The sequence below is a fragment of the Variovorax sp. Varisp36 genome (assembly GCF_047304235.1).
In the GTDB taxonomy this organism is placed as follows: domain Bacteria; phylum Pseudomonadota; class Gammaproteobacteria; order Burkholderiales; family Burkholderiaceae_C; genus Variovorax.
Map to the genome: position 1 here is coordinate 1 of NZ_JBGLYU010000011.1, position 18,532 is coordinate 18,532.

An 18,532-nucleotide genomic window follows, 5' to 3' on the forward strand; every position below is an offset into this window, starting at 1 on the left:
GGCGATTCGCAGCGCTCGAGCTGGCTGCTTTCGCCGGCGGTGGCGCTGCCTGCGGCGCTGCCGGTGGCCATGGTCTTAGCCGACTGGCTGCCCATCTGCATGTCGGTCGCCGCGCAACCGGTGAGGAGAAGTGCGCCGACGGTGATGGCCGCGAGCGGGAACTTGGTGAACAGCATGGTGGACTCCCTCCGTTTATTCAAGAAATCTGGGGTTGGAAAAACAGCGGTCGAGGATACGCGCAAAGGATTGCAGGGATCAATCAAACGAACGCCAGCCCCTCGGTTCACAACACTAGGCCGTTCGGCGGATGCGCTCGATCAATCCGTTGAGGGCCTCGATGGAGCCGAAGTGGATGGCGAGCTCGCCGCTTTCCTCGACCCGGCCGCCGCGCTTGCTGCGCTTCTTGATGCGCACCTCGACCTCGGCGGTGAGCAGGTCGGCCAGTTCTTCTTCCACGCGCTGCAGGTCGCGCGACTTCTCGCCGTCGTTGCTGCGCCGCGATGGCGTGAGCGTGAACTCGGCCGCGAGCTTCTTCACCAGCGACTCGGCCTCGCGCACCGACATCTTCTTGGCGGCGATCTGGTTGGCCGCCGTGATCTGCGTGCCGCGATCGAGCGACAGCAGCGCGCGGGCGTGGCCCATGTCGATGTCGCCGGCCATCAGCATCTGCTGTGCGGGTTCGGCCAGGTTCAGCAGGCGCAGCAGGTTGCTGGCCGCGCTGCGCGAGCGGCCCACAGCCTGCGCCGCTTGCTCGTGAGTGAGCCCAAACTCACTCACAAGGCGTTGCAGACCTTGGGCTTCTTCGAGCGGATTGAGGTCTTCGCGCTGGATGTTCTCGATCAGCGACATCGCCGCCGCGGCCTCGTTGGGCACGTCGCGCACCAGCACCGGCACGCTGTCGAGGCCCGCGAGCCTGGCGGCGCGAAAACGGCGCTCGCCCGCGATGATTTCGTATTCCGCGTTCTTGGTGGCAGCCGATTCGGCATCGAGCCGGCGCACCAGGATCGGCTGCATGATGCCCTGCACCTTGATGCTCTCTGCCAGCTCGTAGAGCGCGCCTTCGTCCATGCGCGTGCGCGGCTGGTAGACGCCAGCAACCATCTGCTCGAGCATCAGCGTGTTCGGGTTCCTTGGCGCGCCGCCCTCTTCCGGGCCCACGTTGCCGTTCAATCCGTTGTCGACGGAAGGCGCGGCCGTCGGGCCGAGCAGCGCCTCGAGGCCGCGGCCCAGGCCCTTGGGTTTCTTGGTCGCCATCAGTTCTTTTCTTTCGAGATTTCGTTCAGGAGCTTCCGTCCTTCAGGCCAGTCGCCGAGGCCGGATTCAGCATTCAGGTGGCCGCCCGGGCCGGCATCGATGAAGCGCGCCCCCCAATCCCTGGCGAGCTGCTGCGAGCGCGGGGCTTCGCAGTACGGGTCGTCGTTGGCGGCGATCATCACCGCCGGAAACGGCAGCGGCTTGCGCACGATCGGTGCCCAGCCTGGAATCAGCTGGCGCAGGTCGTCGCGCTCCACATCGCCAGGTGCCACCAGCAGCGCACCGCGCACCTTGTGCGTGTTGCGCGAATGCGCGGCCCAGGCCGCGACGAGGATGCAGCCGAGGCTGTGTGCCGCAAGAACCACCGGGCCGGGCGAGGCCAGCACCTCTTCTTCGAGCCGCGCAGACCAGTCGCCGCGCAGCGGTCGCATCCAATCGTGCTGCTCGACACGGCGATCACCGTGAACCGACTCCCACAGGGTTTGCCAATGGCCGGGGCCGCTGTTCTGCCAACCTGGCAGCAGCAGGATGCGAGGATCTGTCATTTGCTACTAACTCGATAGCGCATTGCCAGCCGGTGGCATGCGTCAGGCGTTGTTTTCACTGGTGGAATCGGATGCAGGCGCGACAGCAGGCGCCATCACGTCGTCGGGAATGGGCAGGTCCGGCGCAATGCGCGTGACCGGTGCGATCGGCGGTGCCACCGCGCCCGAGGCAAAAGCGCTTGCGGGTGGCATCTTGTCGATCAGCTCCTGGGCAAAGGCAATGAAGGCCTGGCTGCCGCGGGCGGCCGGATCGAACACCACGCCCGGCAGTCCGTAGCTTGGTGCCTCGGCCAGCCGCACATTGCGCGGAATCACCGTGTCGAACACCTTGTCGCCGAAGTGGGACTTGAGCTGCTCGCTCACTTGCTGCTGCAGCGTGATGCGCGGATCGAACATCACGCGCAGCAAGCCGATGATCTGCAGGTTCTTGTTGAGGTTGGCGTGCACCTGCTTGATGGTGTTGACCAGGTCGGTCAGCCCTTCGAGCGCGAAGTATTCGCACTGCATCGGCACGATCACGCCGTGGGCGGCGCACAGGCCGTTCAGCGTCAACAGGCTCAGGCTCGGCGGGCAGTCGATCAGCACGAAGTCGTACTCGGCACCGACGGCGGCCAGCGCGGTGCGCAGGCGCTTCTCTCGGCGATCGAGTGCCACCATCTCGACTTCCGCGCCGGCCAGTTCGCGGTTGGCGCCCAGCACGTCGTAGCCGCAACCACCCTCCACCAGCTTGTCCGCCTTGACGCGGGCCTCGGACACCGAGGCCGATTCGAGCAGCACGTCGTACACCGTCAGCTCCAGCTGGCGCTTGTCGATGCCCGAACCCATGGTGGCATTGCCCTGCGGATCGAGGTCGATCATCAGCACGCGCTGGCCGACTTTGGCGAGGCCGGCGGCCAGATTGACGGTGGTAGTGGTCTTGCCGACGCCGCCCTTTTGGTTGGCGATGCAGAAAATCTTGGCCATGTGAGTACCGGGATCGATCGATCAGCGCGAGATTGCGAGCTTGACGCCGAAGGCGATCAGGAAACTGCCGGCAAGCTTTTCGAGCGTAGTGGAAATGCGGGGATTCGCGCGGATGCGCTCGGCCAGGAAATGCGTGAGCAGCGTGGAGGTCAGGCCGTACAGGAAAGTCAGCGCGGCGATGGTCACCGCCATTGCGCCGAAGGTGATCAGGCCCTGGTGCCGGGCCGGATCCACGAACAGCGGGAAGAAAGCCATGTAGAACACGATCGCCTTTGGGTTCAGCAGCGTGATGGTGAACGCCTGGCGCATGAAATGGCTGGGCTTGATATTGAGGATGGGTGCCGAACCGGGCTTGGCCAGCAGCATCTTGATGCCCATCCAGGCCAGATAGGCAGCACCCAGCCACTGCACAGCCTTGAAGGCGGCCGGGTAAGCCGCCATCACGGCCGACACGCCAGCCACCGCCGCCCACAGCAGAAACTGGTCGCCGATGATGACGCCGGCCGTCGCAGCCAGGCCGCCTCGGATGCCGCCCTTGCTGGTCGAGGTGATCAGCGCCAGATTGCCCGGACCGGGAATCAGAAGAAACAGGACGATGGCGGCGACGAATGCGCCGTAGTCAGCAATGCCGAACATGGGTTTTGCCTCGAAAAAGCGAGTCGGAAGAGAGACCGAAGGGAGGCATCGAGTCTAAGCGAGCACGCCGTCACAGAGACTGTTCCGACACCGGCTTTTACCGGTGCCGCCGCTTCTTTTGCGTATTCAGTCGCTGATTTGGGCGAGGTCCTTGCGCGCCCAAACGATGCAACGCTCGGCATCCAGGCCCGGAACCGTCAGTTGTTCCACGTGAAACACTTTGACGCCCTTGGGCAAGATTGCAAGTTCATCGTTGGGCACCTTGCCCTTCATGGCCAACCAAACGCCGCCGGGCGCGAGGAGGTTCATCGAACCGTTGAAGAAGTCTGGCAACGATGCGAAGGCGCGCGAGCTGATGACCTCGTAGCTGCCAGCCAGGGATTCGACTCGGGCGTGCAGTCCGCGAAGGTTCGGCAGTTCCAGTTCGGCTGCCACTTGCTGGACAAAGGCCGCCTTCTTGGCGACCGCATCGAGGCAGCTCACCTCGAGGTCGGGCCGCATGATGGCGATCACCACGCCGGGCAAACCGCCGCCGGAGCCGACATCGAGCAACTTGCCCTTCCCTGCCCACTCGCGTTGCAGCGGTGCGATGGCCGCAAGACTGTCGAGCAGGTGGTGTGTGAGTACGCTGGCCGGATCGCGCAAGGCCGTGAGGTTGTAGACCTTGTTCCACTTGAGCATCAGCGTGCCGTAAGCCAAGAGGCGCTCGCCCTGGCTGTCGGACAGGGCGACTCCCATCGCAGCCGCGCCTGCGCGCAGCGTATCGATCGGCGCCGTCATTCCGCAGACTGCGGCTCGGTGGCTGCTTCCGTGGTGGCGGTGTCGCTGGCAAAGGCCTTGTGGCCACCCTTGCGCAGATGAATCATCAGCAAAGAAATGGCGGCTGGCGTCACACCGGAGATACGTGAGGCCAAACCCAAGGTCTCGGGACGGTGCTTGTCCAGCTTCTGCCGCACCTCGAAACTCAGCGCCTTGACTTGGCCATAGTCGAAGTCGGCGGGAAGCTTGAGGTTTTCGAAGTGCGCTGCGCGCTCCACCTCGTCGTGCTGGCGCTCGATGTAGCCTGAGTATTTGGCCGAAATCTCGATCTGCTCGATCTCGGTTTCGCTCAGCGCCACCTGCGCGTTGTACTTGCCGCCGTCCAGTGACATCAGCGTTTCGTAGCTCACGTCGGGCCGGCGCAGCAGGTCGGCCAGGTTGTATTCATGGTCGATGGCCTTCCCCAGCACCCGCTCCGACTCGGCGGCCGGCAGGTTGCGCGGGTTCACCCAGATCGACTTGAGACGCTCTGTTTCACGTGAAACAGCATCACGCTTGCGGCTGAAAGCGTCCCACCGTGCGTCGTCGACCAAGCCAAGCTTGCGCCCTGCTTCGGTCAAGCGCATATCGGCGTTGTCCTCGCGCAGCTGCAGACGGAACTCGGCGCGGCTCGTGAACATGCGGTAAGGCTCGGTCACACCCTTGGTGATCAGGTCATCGACCAGCACGCCCAGGTAGGCCTCGTCGCGACGCGGCAGCCAGGCGTCTTCGCCACGGCACTGCAGCGCGGCGTTGATGCCGGCGAACAGGCCCTGGGCAGCGGCTTCTTCGTACCCGGTCGTACCGTTGATCTGCCCGGCAAAGAACAGGCCCTTGACCGAGCGGGTCTCGAAGCTGCTCTTGAGTTCGCGCGGATCGAAGTAGTCGTACTCGATGGCGTAGCCAGGCCGCAGGATGTGCGCGTTCTCCAGGCCCGGCATCGAGCGCACCAGCTGGTACTGGATGTCGAACGGCAGGCTGGTCGAGATCCCGTTCGGGTAGTACTCGTTGGTCGTCAGTCCCTCGGGCTCCAGGAAGATCTGGTGGCTTTCCTTGTCCGCAAAGCGGTTGATCTTGTCTTCCACACTGGGACAGTAGCGCGGACCCACGCCGTCGATCTTGCCCGTGAACATGGGGCTGCGGTCGAAACCCGAGCGGATGATCTCGTGCGTGCGCGCGTTGGTGTGGGTGATCCAGCAGGGCATTTGCCGCGGGTGCATGTCGGTGCGGCCCATGAAGCTGAACACCGGCATCGGCCCTGCCCCACCAGGCATGCCGTCGCCCGGTTGTTCGGTGCACTTCGAAAAATCAATGCTGCGGCCGTCGAGCCGCGGCGGCGTGCCGGTCTTCAGGCGGCCCTGCGGCAACTTCAGCTCCTTGAGCCGCGCCGACAGGCTGATCGCCGGCGGATCGCCCGCCCGGCCAGCCTGGTAGTTATCGAGGCCGACGTGGATACGGCCATCGAGAAAAGTGCCCGCGGTCAGCACCACCGTGCGCGCGCGAAAGGCAATGCCCACTTGCGTGACGGCGCCGACCACGCGATCGCCCTCCACCATCAGGTCGTCGACTGCCTGCTGGAACAGGCTCAGGTTCGGCTGGTTTTCCAGGCGGTGGCGGATCGCTGCCTTGTACAGGATCCGGTCGGCCTGCGCACGGGTGGCGCGCACGGCCGGGCCCTTGCTCGAGTTGAGAATACGGAACTGGATACCGGCTTCGTCCGTCGCAATTGCCATCGCGCCGCCGAGCGCATCGACCTCCTTCACGAGGTGGCCCTTGCCGATGCCGCCTATCGACGGGTTGCAGCTCATCTGCCCCAGCGTCTCGATGTTGTGGGAGAGCAGCAGTGTCTTGGCGCCCATGCGCGCGGCAGCGAGCGCGGCTTCGGTGCCGGCATGGCCGCCGCCAACGACGATCACGTCGAATTCTTTGGGATACAGCATTTGAAATGGGAGCGCACAACTGACGCGTGCGCGGCGCAAAAGGGGGCGCCAATTTTAATCGTCCAGGCCCCTTTGCGCCCGCTGTGTGGACAAGCTAGGGGCGCCTGCCCAGTTGCGCCCCAACGCCCGTTGTCATTGAACAGATTGCTATGTACTTTATAGCAATCGGGCTGCATCAATCGAGCGTCTTCTTCACCGCGCCAATGCCAAGCGCGGCCAGCACGATGAACAGAACCGCCAGTACCAGGAACAAGCCGAACAGCAGCTTCGCAATGCCGGCAGCACCCGCTGCCACGCCACCAAAGCCCAGCAACGCGGCCACAAGGGAGATGCCCGCAAAAATGATCGCGTACTTCAACATTCGGAAACTCCTTCCGGCAGCCTCATGCCACCGTGCCGCGGAGCTTAGAAGAGCGGTCGATACGCTCGATGGTCACCGCGCGCGAGCCGCCGTAGGACAAGAACGCGAGGTTGCCAAACCCGCTAGCATCCGCTGCGGTCTCCCACAAAATCAACCTCCGTCATCCATTGGAGTTTTTTCGAATGAAGCTGTATTACTCGCCAGGCGCCTGCTCGCTCTCCCCTCACATCGCGCTGCACGAGGCAGGCCTCGCCTTCGAGCCGGTACTGGCCAGCACCAAGAGCCACAAGCTGCAGGACGGCACCGACTACTACGGCATCAATCCGCTGGGCTACGTGCCGATGCTCGAACTCGACGACGGCGCCCGCCTGCGCGAAGGCCCGGCCATCCTCCAGTACATCGCCGACCTCGCCCCCACCAAGAACCTCGCGCCGGCCGCCGGCACCATGCAACGCTACCGCCTGCAGGAGTGGCTGACCTTCATCGGCACCGAAGTGCACAAGGGCTTCAGCCCCCTGTTCAACCCGGGCATGCCCGAAGAAGCCAAGGGCATCTTCAAGGACAAGCTCAAGTCGCGCTTCCAGTGGCTCGACGGCGAACTGGCCAGCAAGCCGTTCCTGATGGGCGATCATTTCAGCGTGGCCGACGGCTACCTGTTCACCGTCACCAATTGGACCAAGCCGACCGGCGTCGACATCTCTGACTTTCCCAACCTGCTGGCCTGGCACGCACGCGTGGGTGCCCGGCCCGCCGTACAGGAAGCGATGAAGGCCGAAGGCCTCCTGAAGTAAGCCGAAGCACGCGAAAGCGTGCAGAAGCAACGAAGCGAGCGAGGCTCCTCCTAGGGAAAACCCGCATCGCTTCAGCCACAAGCCGCACGATGCGGCTTTTTTTATGGCGCACGCTACGGGAAGGCTTCAGAAGACCGAAGAAGGAATCTCCACCATGCCCGAGAAGACCCCTCCCGAACTGCGCGAAGAGATGCGAGGGCCCGTCATGTGGCTCACCATCGACCGGGAAGAGCGCCGAAATGCGATCAACGGCGCGGTGGTCGCGCGGCTGTCGGACGCTCTTGCCCGCGCCAACAGCGACAACGCCGTGCGCGCCGTGGTCATCACCGGCGCCGGCACACGCGCCTTCTGCGCAGGCGCCGACCTGCACAGCGGCACTTCCTTCAAGTTCGACTATGCCGCGCCTTACCAGAACATCGCCAACCTGTTCCGCCAGGCACGCCAGTCGACCGTGCCGCTGATAGCCCGCGTCAACGGCGCCTGCATGGCGGGCGGCATGGGGATCATGGCGATGTGCGACATGGCGGTGGCCAGCAGCCAGGCCGTGTTCGGCCTGCCCGAGGTGAAGGTCGGCCTCTTTCCTGCGCAGGTGCTCAGCGTGCTCGGCGGCCTGCTGCCGCGCCGGGTGCTGGCCGAGATGTGCATCACCGGCGAACCCATCACCGCCGCGCAGGCGCTCGAACTGCGGCTCGTGAACCGCGTGAGCGACGACGTCGACGAAAGCGTCGACTGGCTGCTCGGCCGCATGCTCGACAAGTCGCCCGCCGCCATCCGGCGCGGCCTCTACACGATGAAGAAGATCGAGGCGATGGCCTTCGAGGAATCGATGGCCTTCACCGAAAGCCAGATCGGCCTGTTCGCACTCACCGAAGATGCGGCCGAGGGACAACTCGCCTTCCGCGAGAAGCGCAAGCCGCAATGGAGCGGCCGATGAACAGCGGCAACGAACGCACCGTCCGCATCGGCGGCGCCTCCGGCTTCTGGGGCGACAGCAGCGTGGGCGCGCCGCAGCTCGTGGGCAGCGGGCAGGTCGACTACCTCGTGTTCGACTACCTTGCCGAACTCACCATGTCGATCCTCGCGGGCGCGCGGCTCAAGAAGCCCGAGCTGGGCTATGCCACCGACTTCGTCTCCGTCGCGATGAAGGCCGTGCTGAAGGACGTCGTGAAACAAGGCATCCGCGTGGTGAGCAACGCCGGCGGCGTGAACCCGCAGGGCTGCGCCGATGCGCTCGCGGCGCTGGCCGCCGAACAGGGCATCGCGCTGAAGATCGCTGTGGTGAGCGGCGACGACGTGTCCCCGCTGCTGCCGCAGCTGCGCCAGTCGCAGCCGCCCGTGCGCGAGCTGCAGAGCGGCGCCGCCTTGCCCGAACGCGTGCTCACTGCCAACGCCTATCTGGGCGCACGGCCGATCCAGGCCGCGCTCGATGCGGGCGCGCAGGTCGTCATCACCGGGCGTTGCGTCGACTCGGCCGTCACGCTCGGCGTGCTCATGCACGAATTCAATTGGCAGCCGGGCGACTTCGACCTGCTCGCGGCCGGCAGCCTCGCGGGCCACATCATCGAATGCGGCTGCCAGGCCACCGGCGGCCTGCACACCGACTGGGACACCGTGCCCGATTGGCCCAATATCGGCTACCCCATCGTCGAATGCAGCGCCGACGGCAGCTTCGTCGTCACCAAGCCCGCTGACACCGGCGGCAAGCTCACGCCCGCGGTGGTGGGTGAGCAGATGCTCTACGAGATCGGCGATCCCGCGGCTTACCTGCTGCCCGACGTGGTGGCCGACTTCACGCAGGTGCGCATCGAGCAGGCCGGCGAACACCGCGTGCGCGTGCACGGCGCGCGCGGGCGTGCGCCGACCGCGAGCTACAAGGTCTGCGCCACTTATGTCGACGGCTTCAAAGCCGCGGCGCAGCTCACCATCGTCGGCTTCGATGCGGTGGCCAAGGCCAGGCGCACGGGCGAGGCGATCCTCGCGCGCACGGGTGCGCTGTTCTCGCAGCAGGGATTCGGCCCCTACAGCGGCGCACTGCTCGAAGTACTCGGCGCGGAGTCATGCTACGGCCCGCATGCTCGGGCCCTGCAGACGCGCGAAGCTGTGCTGCGGCTCGCGGTGACGCATTCGCGCAAGGAAGCCCTGGAACTGTTCGCGCGCGAGGTCGCGCCGGCCGGCACCTCGTGGGCGCCCGGCACCACCGGCGCGGGCGGCGGGCGCGCCTCGGTCTCCCCATCGATCCGGCAGTACGCATTCCTGCTCGACAAGTCGCAGGTCGAGGCTCGCGTCGGCATCGACGGCGTGTGCATCGACGTGCCCCGCGCCACAGCGCCTGCGCCGCACGCCGGGTCCGTTTCACAGCCTGCCAGAGCCACGGAAACGCATGAAGCACCTGTGCCCGCGGACGCCGTCGAAGTGACGCTGCTGCGCCTCGCATGGGCGCGCAGCGGCGACAAGGGCGACACCTCGAACGTCGGCGTCATCGCACGCCACCCCGCCCTGCTGCCGCTGCTGCGCGAACAGCTCACCGAGGCGCGCGTGGCCGAATGGCTCGCACACCTTGTCAAGGGCCGCGTCACGCGCTACGAGGTGCCGGGCATCGATGCCTTCAACTTCGTCTGCGAACAGGCGCTGGGCGGCGGCGGCATGGCCTCGCTGCGCAACGACCCGCTCGGCAAGGGCATGGGTCAGATCCTGCTCGCCATGCCGCTGCGCGTGAGCCCGGCACTGCTGGCGCTGCTTCTCTAGCACCATTCGGGACAACCGTGCGACAGCAGGGTTGAGGCCGGGCGCTTAGCCTTGCGCCTGTTCCAACTCTGCCATTGATCGCACGATGTCCAACCTCTTCGACCCCATCCAGGCCGGCGACCTGAAGCTCGCCAACCGCATCGTCATGGCGCCGCTCACGCGCAACCGCTCGCCGAATGCGATCCCGCCCGACCTCGCCGCCACCTACTACGCCCAGCGCGCCAGCGCCGGCCTGCTCATCACCGAAGCCACCGCCATCAGCCACCAGGGCCAGGGCTACGCCGACGTGCCCGGCCTCTACGGCACGGAACAGCTCGACGGCTGGAAGCGCGTGACCGACGCCGTGCACGCCAAGGGCGGCAAGATCGTGGTGCAGCTGTGGCACGTGGGCCGCGTCTCGCACAGCGAACTGCAACCCGGTGGCGGCAAGCCCGTCGCCCCCTCGGCCATCACCGCCAGGACCAAGACCGTGCTCATCAAGGACGGCGTGCCGACCTTCGTCGAGACCTCCGAACCGCGCGCGCTGGATGCGGGCGAGCTGCCCGGCATCGTGCACGCCTATGCGGTGGCTGCACGCAGCGCGGTCGAGACCGCCGGCTTCGACGGCGTGGAACTTCACGGTGCCAACGGCTACCTGCTCGACCAGTTCCTGAAGGACGGCAGCAACAAGCGCACCGACGACTACGGCGGCAGCATCGAGAACCGCGCCCGCCTGCTGCTCGAATCCGCGCGCGCCGTGGTCGACGCCGTCGGCGGCGGCAAGACCGGCATCCGCCTGTCGCCCGTGACGCCTGCCAACGACGCGCACGACAGCAACCCGCAGCCGCTGTTCACCTACGTGGTGAAGCAGCTCGCCGCGCTCGACCTGGCCTACATCCACATCATCGAAGGCGCCACCGGCGGCCCGCGCGAAATCGAAGACCGCCCCTTCGACTACGAGGCCCTCAAGGCCGCGTACCGCCAAGCCGGCGGCAAGGGCGCATGGATGGTCAACAACGGCTATGACCGACCGCTGGCCGAGGAAGCGCTGAAGGAAGGCGATGACCTCGTGGCCTTCGGCAAGCCCTTCATCTCGAACCCCGACCTCGTGCGCCGCCTGCGCGAAAACGCGCCGCTCAACGAGCTCGACAAGGCCACCATGTACGGCGGCGGCGCGAAGGGCTACACGGACTATCCGGCACTGGCCTGAGCCACGCCGTGGTACGGGGCCATGGCAAGATGCGGCGGACCCATCCATCCGCCGTCATCCGCCGACAGGAGAGAAATGCCATGGCCCTCATTGCGCAACGACTGGCCTCGCTCGGCCTCGTGCTGCCGCCGCCTGCGATCCCGCCGGCCGGCGTCATCCTCCCCTTCCAGTTCGTGCGCGTCGTCGGCCGCCGCGCGTTGATCTCCGGCCACGGTCCGCTCAACGCCGATGGCACCATCGCCGCACCGCTCGGCAAGCTGGGCCGCGAACTGAACGTCGAGCAGGGCTGCGCAGCCGCGCGCCTCACGGCACTCGCGATGCTCGGCAGCCTGCAGCGCGCCCTCGGCGACCTCGACCGCATCACCGCGTGGACGCGCGTGTTCGGCATGGTCGCGAGCGCACCCGGCTTCGACAGGCAGCCCGCCGTCATCAACGGCTTCTCCGACCTGATCCTCGAATTGTTCGGCCCCGACATCGGCGCGCATGCCCGCAGTGCGGTGGGCATGGCGGAGCTGCCGTTCAACATCCCGGTCGAGATCGAGGGCGAGGTGGAAATCGGCGCATGAGCCCCGCCGACAAAGGCTTTCTGATCGACCTGATCGCCGCACAGCCCGCGTGTTCCTGCGCAAGCCTTTGAATTGATCCTTCCGATGCAACTCGACCGCATTCACCACGCCGCCATCATCTGCGCCGACTACGTGGTGTCGAAGCACTTCTACACCGAGGTGCTCGGCCTGCGCGTGGTCGCCGAAAACCATCGCGCCGCGCGCGACTCGTACAAGCTCGACCTCGCCCTGCCCGACGGCTCGCAGATCGAACTCTTTTCCTTTCCCGGTGCGCCCGCGCGACCCACGCGGCCCGAAGCGCAAGGGCTGCGCCACCTGTCGTTCGAAGTGCACGACGTGCAGGCTGCGGCCGATGAACTCGCATCGCAAGGCATCGCGGTCGAGCCGCTGCGCATCGACGAATACACGGGCCGCCGCTTCACCTTCTTCGCCGATCCCGACGGTCTTCCGCTCGAACTCTACGAGGCCGCGCCGGCCGGGAACCTCGAGGCGCTGCTGTTCGAACTCGAAGGCGCACTGCATCTTCGCGAGGTGCGCGCGAGCGCCGCGAAACTCGAAGAACTGCTCGACGACGACTTCCACGAACTTGGCGTCTCCGGCGCGGTCTGGACGCGGGATGCCATCATCGATGCGCTGCGTGGCGAGGCCTTTTCGGCACGCACGATGTCGGACTTTCGCGTGCTGCGCGTGGCACCCGACGTGGCACTGGTCACCTACCGCGCGCACCGCCAAGCCATTGCGCAGCGGCCTGCAGCGGACTCGCTGCGCAGCTCTCTGTGGAAGCGCCGGCATGGCCGCTGGCGCATGGCGTTCCACCAGGGTACGCCGCTCTAGCTTGCCGGCGCTTCAGCCCGCTTCGCCGAATGCCACGCTGACGCGCAAGCCAGTGGGCTCCGCCGCTTCGAGCCTCAGCTCGGCGCCCAGCAGCTCGGCATAGCGCGCCACGATCGACAGCCCCAGTCCCGAGCCCTGCCCCAGCTTCTCGCCGGCCGGACCCTGCGCCCAGCGCTGCATCAGGTCGCGCTGCGCCTCCAGCGGAATGCCCGGCCCGTCGTCGATCACACTCAGCGTGTGGCCCGCGAGCTCGACCGTGATGGTGCGCCCGCCATAGCGCAGCGCGTTGTCGATCAGGTTGTCGAGGATGCCTTCGACCAGCGCCTCGTTGGCTTGCACGACCACGCCGTCGTCGAGGCCCCGCGCGCCCAGGTCGACACCACGCGCGTCGGCGCGCGCAAGGTGCCGCAGCACCGTCTGCTCGGCCAGCACGTCGAGCCGCACCGGCACGCGCTTGAGCTCGGTACGCGCCTCCTCGGCCAGCGCCAGCGCCAGCAGCTGGTCGATCAGGTGGCTGGCGCGCGCCTGCCGTTCCGAGACGCGCTCCAGCTGCTCGCGCCACACATTGGTGTCGTGCTGCGCCAGCCCGTACTCGGCCAGCGCGCGGATGCCCGCCAGCGGCGTGCGCAGTTCGTGCGCCACGTTGCCCACGAACTCGCGCTGCGCCTGCACGCTGTGGCCGAGCCGCTCGAACAGCGAGTTGACCGCGTTGCCCAGGCGCTGGATCTCGCGCGAGGTCTGCGCCACCGCCACCGGCGACAGGTCGCGCACGTCGCGCCGGTCGAGCGCGCGCTGCAGGTCGCCGAGCGGCCGCAGGTCGCTGCGGATGCCGTACCAGAGCCAGATGGCCAGCAGGATGAGCAGCACGATCTGCGGCGCCAGCGCGTAGCCCAGCAACTGCCGCACCAGTGCGGTCCGGCTCAGCGTGGTCTGCGCGATCACCACGCGGTACGGCATGCTGATGTCGGGCTCGGCGTCGTGCTCGAGCACCACGGCGCGCAGCACGCTGCCCTCGTAGTTGATGTCGGCGAAGCGGTAGCGCGCCCCGTCCGCCGGCAACGGCGCCTGCAGGCCCGGCTGCCCGGAGATCAGCGTGCCGTCGAGCCGCTGGACCGCGAAGTACACCTTGTCGACCTGGTCGAAAAGCACGGTGGCCACCTCGCGCGGCGTCAGCAGCAGCTCGATGCCGCGTTCGCCCGCCTGCACGTTGGCCGACAGCGCATAAGCGTCGTCGAGCATGCCGCGGTCGAAGGCCTGCTCGGAAAAATAGTTGGCGATGACCAGCGCGATGACCGCACCGACCATCCACGTGAGCGCCAGCGGCACCAGCACGTTGCGCAGCACGCGCCGCGTGAGCGATGGCGCACGAACGGCCGAGGGCTGCGGTTCTGTCGTCTGTTCGGTCACGCGCGGATCACACCTCGGCTTCGAGCAGGTAGCCGATGCCGCGCAGCGTGCGGATGCTCGCGCCCGAGCCCTGCAGCTTCTTGCGCAGGCGCGAGATGAAGGCCTCGAGCGCGTTGTCGCCCAGCGATTCGTCGAAGCTCGAGAGCTTGTCGGACAGCGCCCGCTTGCTCACGGTGCGGCCCGGCGGACTCATGAGTTCCCACAGCACCTCGAACTCGCGTGCCGGCAGGTCGAGCGGACCGCTCGCGGTCGAGAAGCGGCGTGCCTTGCGGTCGAGCTTCAGCTGGCCCAGCAGCACGAGGTCTTCGGTACCCTTCGCGCGGCGCACCAGCGCACGCAGGCGCGCTTCGACCTCGGCCAGGTCGAAGGGCTTGCCGAGGTAGTCGTCGGCACCCGCGTCGAGGCCCGCGATGCGTTCTTCGGTACGCCCGCGCGCCGTGAGCACCAGCACCGGCGTGCGGTCGCCCCGCGCGCGCGCCTGCCGCAGCGCGTTGAGGCCGCTCGCGAGGCCGCTGGTCGGGCTTGCGGTGGCCGGCAGGTTGAGGTCGAGCAGCACGGCATCGAAGGGCTGCACACGCCACAGGTGGTCGGCGTCCTCGACGTTGGTCGAAACGTCGACGCGATGGCCGGCATCCGCGAGGCTGCGCACCATCACGTCGCGCAAAACGGCGTCGTCTTCGACAAGCAGAATTCGCATGGTGTTTGAATGGTTGGGGGGTAATCTGCCTCGCGAACGACGGGTCAGCGGCCGGTCAGTCGCTCCAAGCGATAAACGCCGCATGAGCATACGACAGCACGATGAAACACGGGCCATTTTCATGGCTGGCACCACACGATGAGTGCGCGTGAACCCTCCGATCTGTTGAGCCTTGTGCCTCCGCAAGTGCAGCGCACCGCCGTGGTCCTGCTGCATGGTTTATGCAGCACGCCTGACGAGCTGCTGACCGTGCAGTCCGCACTGCGCAGCCGCGGCTACCCGGTGCACCCGCTGTCGATCGAGGGTTATTCGTTCGATGCCGCTGCGCCGCTGCAGCGCGCCGCGCCGTACGAACGCTGGCTCGACGCCATCCAGGCCCATGTGAAGGCGCTGCGCACGCAGCACGACCGCGTGATGCTGGTCGGCATTTCCGCCGGCGCCTCGCTCGCGCTCGGCGCGGCCATCCGCTGCGGCAGCGACGTCGATGCGCTGGTGCTCATGTCGACCACGCTGCGCTTCGACGGCTGGGCCATCCCGCGCACGCAATTCCTGCTGCCGCTGGCCTTCTACACGCCGCTCGGCCGGTTCTGGCAATACCGCGAGCGCCCGCCCTACGGCGTGAAGAACGAGCGCGTGCGCGCCTGGATCGAGCGCGAGCTGCGCCATCGCAAGGTTTCGCGCGCCGGAAGTTCCGTCATCGGCGTGGGACATCTGCGCGAGCACGACCGGCTCATACGCCACGTGCGGCGCAACCTCAACGGCGTGCAATGCGGCAACGTGCTCGCGCTGCATGCCCAGCAGGACGAGGTGGCCAGCGTGGCCAACCTCGACATCCTCGCGCGCGGCCTGCGCTGCCGCGACTTCCGCACCGTCGTGGTCGCCAACAGCTACCACATGATCACGATAGACAACGACCGCCAGCAGGTGGTACGCGAAACGGTATCGTTCGCCGATGCCGTGGCGCATGGCACGACGCCAGAGCATCCGCTGTACGCCTGACCTCGTTCGACACGCCTGAAAGGAAAGCATCTCCATGTCTTCTTCCGCTTCGCCCACCTTCAACAGCATCGCGGCGATCCTCGAGACCGACTTCCGCATCGAGCGCTCGGCCATCTCGCCGGCCACCGCGCTGTCGGACCTCGGCCTCGACTCGCTCGCGCTGATGGAGTTCGTCTTCGCCGTCGAGGACGCCTTCCACCTGCGCATTCCCGAAGACCGCCTCGACCCGCGCGAAGCCGGCATCACGCTGGAACGCCTGTGCGACGTGATCGACGCCGAGAGCGCCCCCGCGGCCGCCGTCCAGCCCGCCGAAGCGGCCGCATGAGCAGCGGCGCCGCCCACGCCGTGCTCGCCGCTTCGGCCACACGCGCCGCCTCGGCGCCGGTGCGCGTGAGCGGCATCGGTTTCGTCACGCCCATTGGCCGCACCATCGAGGCCTTCGACGAGGCGTTGTTCGCGGGCCGCTCGGCCGTGCGTGCGCAAACGCTGGAGATCGAGGGCATGGACCCGATGGCGCTCGCCGTCGCCGCCTGCGACTTCGATTCGAATGGCATGCGCAGCACCTCCCGCCTGCCGCTGGACCGGGGCACCGCCATGGCCCTGGCTGCGGCGCAGGACGCGGCGCTGGAAGCAAAGATCGACCTCGACACCATCGACCGCGACCGCCTCGGCATCTTCTGGGGCAGCGGCCTCGCCGGCGCCGGCACCTTCGACAACACCACCAGCGCGCTCTACGGCGAACAGCGCCGCATGCGTCCGACCACCGTGCTCACCGTGATGCCCAACGCCGCCGTGGCCGAGCTCGCGCTGCACTTCGGCGCACGCGGTTCGGCCATTGCCTACGCCTGTGCCTGCGCCTCCTCGGCCGTGGCCGTCGGCGAGGCGATGCGCGCCATCCGCGGCGGCTGGATCGACGTGGCCATCGTCGGCGGCCACGACGCCATGCTCACGCCCGGCGTGATGGCCAGCTGGAACGCAATGCGCGTGATGGCGCCGCCGCCGGCCGATGCGCCCTCCTCGGCTTGCCGTCCGTTCTCGGGCGACCGCGCGGGCTTCGCCATCGGTGAAGGCGCGGCCGCGCTGGTGCTCGAATCCGAAGCGCATGCGGCCGCACGCGGCGCCGAAGTCGCGCCCTTCGTGCTCGCGGGCTACGCCACCAACTGCGACGGCACGCACATCACCAACCCCGACACCGCGGGCCAGGTGCGCGCGATGCGCGCTGCGCTGCGCGACGCGGGCATCGAGGCCTCGGACGTCGGCCACATCAACGCACACGGCACGGCCACCTCGGCCGGCGATGCAGCCGAGGCCGCATCGATCCGCGAAGTGTTCGGCAGGGCCACGCCGGTCAGCGCGACCAAGGCGATCCACGGCCACGTGCTCGGCGGCGGCGGTGCCATCGAACTCATCGCCGCGCTGCGCGCACTGGCGCGCGAGGCGCTGCCGCCCATCGCCAACCTGCAGACGCCCGACGCCACATTCGACCTCGATTTCGTGCAGGGCGAGGCGCGCGAGGCCAAGGGCATCCGCTATGCGCTGTCCAACTCCTTCGCCTTCGGCGGCACCAACGCCGTCATCGTGGCCGGCCGCGCGTGCGAACGCTGAAGATTCGCTGAACACTCTCTGAAAAAACGAACGCGGTGCACCGGCTGGTCGTTTTCGTCGTGCCTGTGTTCGCGCTGCTCATGGCCTGCGAGTTCGCCTGGGGCTGGCTCCAGCGGCGCAACACCTACCGCTTCAGCGACACGCTCGGCAGCCTGAGCCAGGGGCTGCTGAGCCAGGCACTCGCGGTGTGCACGCAGCTGTTCCAGATCGGGCTCTACGCCATGGTCTATCCGCTGGTCGCGATCTGGACCCGGCCCGGCTTCTGGGACAGCGCCGCAGGCTGGATCGCCGCCGTGCTGTTGTTCGACTTCTTCGACTACTGGCTGCATCGCGCGGGCCACGAGTCGGCCGTGTTCTGGGCCGCGCACTCGGTGCACCACCAGAGCCAGCATTTCAATTTTTCCACCGCGCTGCGCCAGGAAAGCACCGTGGTCTTCCTGGGCTGGTCCTTCTACCTGCCGATGGCGGTGGTGGGCGTGCCGCCCGAGCAGTTCGGGCTGGCGGGACTCATCGTGCTGGTCTACCAGTTCTGGATCCACACCGAGCACATCGGCAAGCTCGGCTGGTTCGACCGCGTGTTCTCGTCGCCCTCGAACCATCGCGTGCACCACGCGGTGAACGACGGCTATTTGGACCGCAACTACGGCGGCATGCTCGTGGTGTGGGACCGGATGTTCGGCACCTTCGCCGAGGAAACCGAACGCTGCGTCTACGGCACGCGCAAGGCGCTCGCGAGCTTCGACCCGATGCGCGCGATCCTCGGCCCCTATGTGCCGCTGCTGCGCGACGCACGGCATACGAAGCGCTGGCGGGACAAGATCGCCGTGTGGTTCAAGCCCCCGGGCTGGCGGCCGACCGATGTCGCGGCGCGGTTTCCGGAAGCGCCTTTTTCGCTGGAAGAAGCCATGCACATCCACGCCCCCGCGCTGACGCGCCCGCAGGTCGCGTCGGCCGCCCTCCACTTCGCATGCTGGGTCGGCGTGACGCTGGCCTTTCTCTGGCGCGCCGACGACCTCGCGTTCCACACCGGGCTGACGCTGCTCCTGCTGGCGGTCGGCGGCTTCTGGTCCATCGGCGCGGTGCTCGATTCGCAGCTTCGGCTGCGCTGGGCCTGGTGCGCGCAGGCGGCGCTGCTGGCGATGTCTGCGGTGCTGCTCTTCACCTGATGGACATCCGCTCGCCCCCGCTATGCTCGGCGCCTT

The 18,532-nt window shown here is 67.3% G+C and carries 19 protein-coding genes; 10 read left to right on the forward strand and 9 right to left on the reverse strand.

What is annotated here, in order from left to right; genetic code table 11:
- Positions 1-291 precede the first annotated feature (291 nt).
- The 7 genes from ACCD11_RS09140 to ACCD11_RS09170 all read right to left on the reverse strand — a co-directional run bounded on the left by ACCD11_RS09140 (position 292) and on the right by ACCD11_RS09170 (position 6,497).
- On the reverse strand, positions 292-1,254 hold the full coding sequence (locus tag ACCD11_RS09140) for a ParB/RepB/Spo0J family partition protein (RefSeq protein WP_413313614.1): 963 nt from the start codon (positions 1,252-1,254) through the stop codon (positions 292-294).
- Positions 1,254-1,799 (reverse strand): RBBP9/YdeN family alpha/beta hydrolase, encoded by a 546-nt coding sequence (locus tag ACCD11_RS09145; RefSeq protein WP_413313615.1) that lies wholly within the window; start codon positions 1,797-1,799, stop codon positions 1,254-1,256. The genes ACCD11_RS09140 and ACCD11_RS09145 overlap by 1 nt, the downstream gene beginning before the upstream one ends.
- A gap of 42 nt (positions 1,800-1,841) precedes the next feature.
- Positions 1,842-2,762: a ParA family protein gene (locus tag ACCD11_RS09150; protein ID WP_007833577.1), complete on the reverse strand. Its 921-nt coding sequence runs from the start codon at positions 2,760-2,762 to the stop codon at positions 1,842-1,844.
- Between the two features lie 21 nt (positions 2,763-2,783).
- On the reverse strand, positions 2,784-3,398 hold the full coding sequence (locus ACCD11_RS09155) for a LysE family transporter (RefSeq protein WP_413313616.1): 615 nt from the start codon (positions 3,396-3,398) through the stop codon (positions 2,784-2,786).
- 126 nt (positions 3,399-3,524) lie between these two features.
- Positions 3,525-4,178, reverse strand: a complete 654-nt coding sequence (gene rsmG / locus ACCD11_RS09160) for a 16S rRNA (guanine(527)-N(7))-methyltransferase RsmG (protein WP_007833587.1) — start codon at positions 4,176-4,178, stop codon at positions 3,525-3,527.
- Positions 4,175-6,136 carry a tRNA uridine-5-carboxymethylaminomethyl(34) synthesis enzyme MnmG gene (gene mnmG, locus ACCD11_RS09165; protein WP_413313617.1) on the reverse strand — a complete coding sequence of 654 codons (1,962 nt, stop codon included), beginning with the start codon at positions 6,134-6,136 and terminating at the stop codon, positions 4,175-4,177. The genes rsmG and mnmG overlap by 4 nt, the downstream gene beginning before the upstream one ends.
- Before the next feature lie 175 nt (positions 6,137-6,311).
- A complete protein-coding gene (locus tag ACCD11_RS09170) occupies positions 6,312-6,497 on the reverse strand; it encodes a DUF1328 family protein (protein ID WP_413313618.1) in 186 nt (61 codons plus the stop codon).
- A gap of 182 nt (positions 6,498-6,679) precedes the next feature.
- Between ACCD11_RS09170 and gstA the strand changes: the two genes are divergently transcribed.
- From gstA to ACCD11_RS09200, 6 genes are all read left to right on the forward strand, one after another.
- A complete protein-coding gene (gene gstA, locus ACCD11_RS09175) occupies positions 6,680-7,288 on the forward strand; it encodes a glutathione transferase GstA (protein WP_413313619.1) in 609 nt (202 codons plus the stop codon).
- Between the two features lie 154 nt (positions 7,289-7,442).
- Positions 7,443-8,222 (forward strand): enoyl-CoA hydratase/isomerase family protein, encoded by a 780-nt coding sequence (locus ACCD11_RS09180; protein ID WP_413313620.1) that lies wholly within the window; start codon positions 7,443-7,445, stop codon positions 8,220-8,222.
- Complete coding sequence (locus tag ACCD11_RS09185; RefSeq protein WP_413313621.1) at positions 8,219-10,033, forward strand: acyclic terpene utilization AtuA family protein; 1,815 nt, start codon at positions 8,219-8,221, stop codon at positions 10,031-10,033. Before ACCD11_RS09180 ends, ACCD11_RS09185 begins: the two co-directional genes overlap by 4 nt.
- An 85-nt stretch (positions 10,034-10,118) precedes the next feature.
- Positions 10,119-11,222 (forward strand): alkene reductase, encoded by a 1,104-nt coding sequence (locus ACCD11_RS09190; protein ID WP_413313622.1) that lies wholly within the window; start codon positions 10,119-10,121, stop codon positions 11,220-11,222.
- An 80-nt stretch (positions 11,223-11,302) separates the two neighbouring features.
- The gene (locus tag ACCD11_RS09195) at positions 11,303-11,788 is read left to right on the forward strand and encodes a RidA family protein (RefSeq protein WP_007833599.1); all 486 of its coding nucleotides are present in this window, start codon (positions 11,303-11,305) and stop codon (positions 11,786-11,788) included.
- 84 nt (positions 11,789-11,872) lie between these two features.
- Positions 11,873-12,622, forward strand: coding sequence for a VOC family protein (locus tag ACCD11_RS09200; protein WP_413313623.1), 750 nt, complete (start codon positions 11,873-11,875; stop codon positions 12,620-12,622).
- A gap of 12 nt (positions 12,623-12,634) precedes the next feature.
- Here ACCD11_RS09200 and ACCD11_RS09205 read toward each other — a convergent pair whose 3' ends face one another.
- Both ACCD11_RS09205 and ACCD11_RS09210 read right to left on the reverse strand, forming a co-directional pair.
- The gene (locus ACCD11_RS09205) at positions 12,635-14,029 is read right to left on the reverse strand and encodes a sensor histidine kinase (protein WP_413313624.1); all 1,395 of its coding nucleotides are present in this window, start codon (positions 14,027-14,029) and stop codon (positions 12,635-12,637) included.
- 7 nt (positions 14,030-14,036) lie between these two features.
- Positions 14,037-14,726, reverse strand: a complete 690-nt coding sequence (locus ACCD11_RS09210) for a response regulator transcription factor (protein ID WP_007833605.1) — start codon at positions 14,724-14,726, stop codon at positions 14,037-14,039.
- A gap of 138 nt (positions 14,727-14,864) precedes the next feature.
- Between ACCD11_RS09210 and ACCD11_RS09215 the strand changes: the two genes are divergently transcribed.
- The 4 genes from ACCD11_RS09215 to ACCD11_RS09230 are packed head-to-tail and all read left to right on the forward strand — an operon-like array spanning position 14,865 to position 18,496.
- Positions 14,865-15,725, forward strand: a complete 861-nt coding sequence (locus ACCD11_RS09215; protein WP_007833607.1) for an alpha/beta hydrolase — start codon at positions 14,865-14,867, stop codon at positions 15,723-15,725.
- A gap of 34 nt (positions 15,726-15,759) precedes the next feature.
- Entirely contained in the window at positions 15,760-16,050 is a 291-nt protein-coding gene (locus tag ACCD11_RS09220; protein ID WP_413313625.1) for a phosphopantetheine-binding protein, read from the forward strand.
- A complete protein-coding gene (locus tag ACCD11_RS09225) occupies positions 16,047-17,330 on the forward strand; it encodes a beta-ketoacyl-[acyl-carrier-protein] synthase family protein (protein WP_413313626.1) in 1,284 nt (427 codons plus the stop codon). Before ACCD11_RS09220 ends, ACCD11_RS09225 begins: the two co-directional genes overlap by 4 nt.
- Positions 17,331-17,365: 35 nt before the next feature.
- The gene (locus tag ACCD11_RS09230) at positions 17,366-18,496 is read left to right on the forward strand and encodes a sterol desaturase family protein (RefSeq protein WP_413313627.1); all 1,131 of its coding nucleotides are present in this window, start codon (positions 17,366-17,368) and stop codon (positions 18,494-18,496) included.
- The last annotated feature ends 36 nt before the right edge of the window (positions 18,497-18,532 follow it).

Bases quoted from the DNA above. Each gene is read 5' to 3' on its own strand.
- rsmG (WP_007833587.1), bottom strand. From the start codon at position 4,178: ATGACGGCGCCGATCGATACGCTGCGCGCAGGCGCGGCTGCGATGGGA.
- gstA (WP_413313619.1), top strand. From the start codon at position 6,680: ATGAAGCTGTATTACTCGCCAGGCGCCTGCTCGCTCTCCCCTCACATC.
- ACCD11_RS09145 (WP_413313615.1), bottom strand. From the start codon at position 1,799: ATGACAGATCCTCGCATCCTGCTGCTGCCAGGTTGGCAGAACAGCGGC.
- ACCD11_RS09170 (WP_413313618.1), bottom strand. From the start codon at position 6,497: ATGTTGAAGTACGCGATCATTTTTGCGGGCATCTCCCTTGTGGCCGCG.
- ACCD11_RS09180 (WP_413313620.1), top strand. From the start codon at position 7,443: ATGCCCGAGAAGACCCCTCCCGAACTGCGCGAAGAGATGCGAGGGCCC.
- mnmG (WP_413313617.1), bottom strand. From the start codon at position 6,136: ATGCTGTATCCCAAAGAATTCGACGTGATCGTCGTTGGCGGCGGCCAT.
- ACCD11_RS09155 (WP_413313616.1), bottom strand. From the start codon at position 3,398: ATGTTCGGCATTGCTGACTACGGCGCATTCGTCGCCGCCATCGTCCTG.
- ACCD11_RS09190 (WP_413313622.1), top strand. From the start codon at position 10,119: ATGTCCAACCTCTTCGACCCCATCCAGGCCGGCGACCTGAAGCTCGCC.
- ACCD11_RS09185 (WP_413313621.1), top strand. From the start codon at position 8,219: ATGAACAGCGGCAACGAACGCACCGTCCGCATCGGCGGCGCCTCCGGC.
- ACCD11_RS09220 (WP_413313625.1), top strand. From the start codon at position 15,760: ATGTCTTCTTCCGCTTCGCCCACCTTCAACAGCATCGCGGCGATCCTC.
- ACCD11_RS09200 (WP_413313623.1), top strand. From the start codon at position 11,873: ATGCAACTCGACCGCATTCACCACGCCGCCATCATCTGCGCCGACTAC.
- ACCD11_RS09140 (WP_413313614.1), bottom strand. From the start codon at position 1,254: ATGGCGACCAAGAAACCCAAGGGCCTGGGCCGCGGCCTCGAGGCGCTG.
- ACCD11_RS09210 (WP_007833605.1), bottom strand. From the start codon at position 14,726: ATGCGAATTCTGCTTGTCGAAGACGACGCCGTTTTGCGCGACGTGATG.
- ACCD11_RS09150 (WP_007833577.1), bottom strand. From the start codon at position 2,762: ATGGCCAAGATTTTCTGCATCGCCAACCAAAAGGGCGGCGTCGGCAAG.
- ACCD11_RS09225 (WP_413313626.1), top strand. From the start codon at position 16,047: ATGAGCAGCGGCGCCGCCCACGCCGTGCTCGCCGCTTCGGCCACACGC.
- ACCD11_RS09215 (WP_007833607.1), top strand. From the start codon at position 14,865: ATGAGTGCGCGTGAACCCTCCGATCTGTTGAGCCTTGTGCCTCCGCAA.
- ACCD11_RS09195 (WP_007833599.1), top strand. From the start codon at position 11,303: ATGGCCCTCATTGCGCAACGACTGGCCTCGCTCGGCCTCGTGCTGCCG.